The organism is Bradyrhizobium sp. (assembly GCF_049581145.1).
GTDB lineage: Bacteria > Pseudomonadota > Alphaproteobacteria > Rhizobiales > Xanthobacteraceae > Bradyrhizobium.
Genome location: NZ_JBAURI010001297.1, coordinates 1 through 1,949, shown reverse-complemented (window position 1 = coordinate 1,949; position 1,949 = coordinate 1). Strand labels below are relative to the sequence as shown.

At 61.5% G+C, this 1,949-nt stretch carries 1 protein-coding gene; it reads right to left on the bottom strand.

What is annotated here, in order from left to right:
- Nucleotides 1-129: 129 nt before the first annotated feature.
- On the bottom strand, nt 130-1,949 hold a 1,820-nt coding region (locus WCB02_RS41485; protein WP_423968695.1), incomplete at its 5' end, for a transketolase C-terminal domain-containing protein.

Below are 1,949 nucleotides of genomic sequence, written 5' to 3'. Positions count from 1 at the left end.
AGAGGGACCAATCGCCTCACATGAGGGCGCGATTACTGCAGGCGCACAACCGCCTACCCCAGCGTAGCCGGCGTGAGCTTTGCGAGCGATCACCGAGGTGGGGCGCGCTTCTTGCCTTCGACTTTGTAGTTAGCCCGCCGCGCTCAGCTTGCTGATCGCCGCGCTGATCCCCGCCGGGTCCAGACCCTGATAGCCCATTTGCTGCCACAGGCCGCCGCTTCCTTCGATGTGCGTACCGAGGTGGTTGTACTGACCCTTGAAGCCGGCCTTGAGCAAATAGTCGCCGAAGCGGCTGCCGAGTCCCGTCTTCACGTTCCAGCCCTCGACCACCAGCACCCAGGGTGCCTTGGCGAGGGTTCGCATCATCGATTCGTCCACTACGTTGAGCGTCGACTTGTTGACGAGGCCCGCATCGACACCCTTCTCCTTGAGACCGATCACGGCATCGAGCGCGCGGTACACAGACTCCCCGTAAGTGACGACGTAACCCCCATTTTCCTTCGGCTTGCGTAGCAGATCGTCCTTGCCAGGCTCGAAGACCTTGCCCTGATAGAAAGGCTTGCCGTCTTCGCCGAGAAGGTCGGGCACCGGCGCCCGCGTGCTGAACAGGAAGCGCAGACCCGGATCGTTGAAGATGCGCTTCACACAAGCCGCGAACTGGAACTGGTCCGCCGGGAAGTACAGGCGCGTCATGTCCTCGCCATGACCGGGCTTCACGCCACCGTCCGCGAACATGCTATTGATGCCGAAGTGACAGGTGTTGTCCGCCATGTCATCGACGCCACTGTGGCTGAAGTGCGCCAGCACGTTGGAGAAGTTGAGGCGCGCCATGGTGATTTCGCTGATGCACATCTCGAGGAACGCGCTGAACGTGGCATATATGCCCTGCTTGCCGTGTGAAGAGCCAAAGCCCGCCGCAGCGGAGAAGTTGCCGCGCTCCATGATGCCGCCGCGCACGAACACTTGCGGGTACTTCTTGCGGATGTAATGCAATCCGCAGGAGCCCTCGAGGTCGTTGTCGAACACGCGCACGCTCGCCATGCGCTGGGCCTCGTCCATGCCATCGAGCATTTCGTTGATCAGCTTGCCGAAATCGTCGCGGTTCTTGCCGACGCCGGAGGAGCCGCGATACGTCAGTGGGCTTTTCTCGGGCTTGGCTGCCTTGAGCAGCGCGACGGCCTGATCGTAGCCACCGCGCTTTTCCAGGTAAGCGACGGCTACTTCGGTCTTAAGTGCATCGTGCGCGTGTGGGTTGCCCTCGGCGCCGCTGATACCAGGAGCCATCGGACGCTTGATAATGAGTGCGTGCGGCAGCTGATTGTTGAAGACACGGCACAAGTCGACGTACAGGGCGTCCAGATCCTCGCCCATGGTCGTCTCGGTTGTCAGTCCATAACCCGAAAACGTCCGCGTCAGATCGTAGCCGGCCATGTATTCCTGCGGATGCCCGGCGATGGTCACGTTGTTGTCATCGATGAGCACCTTGATGTTGAGCGCTTTGCCCACCGCGAGGCGCGCAGCTTCGGCGTCATCGCCTTCCATCTGGCTGCCGTCGGACCCGAGCAGGACCACCGCCCTGCCTGGATTTGCCATGGCAACGCCGTTGCAGAATGCCCACAGATGTCCGAGGCGACCCGAACTGAACTCGACACCCGGCGTCAGCCCCTTCTCCGGATGCCCCGGCAGTCCGCTGTTATATTCGCGGTAGTGCAGCAGCCGCTCGGCCGGCATCGCGCCGTTCAACACACTCAGAAGATATTGCGTGGCGACACGGTGCCCCGCTTCATCGTAGAAAACCGGCACGATGGGCGCGCCATTCGCGATGAAGGCACGAATGATCATGACTTCGGGGACCGTGTCATACGGACCGCCGGAATGTCCCGAGAGTCCCTTGGCCCCGGCCAACGCAGTGAAAAAAACGATGGCGTCCCGGCACAACTGGATATTGT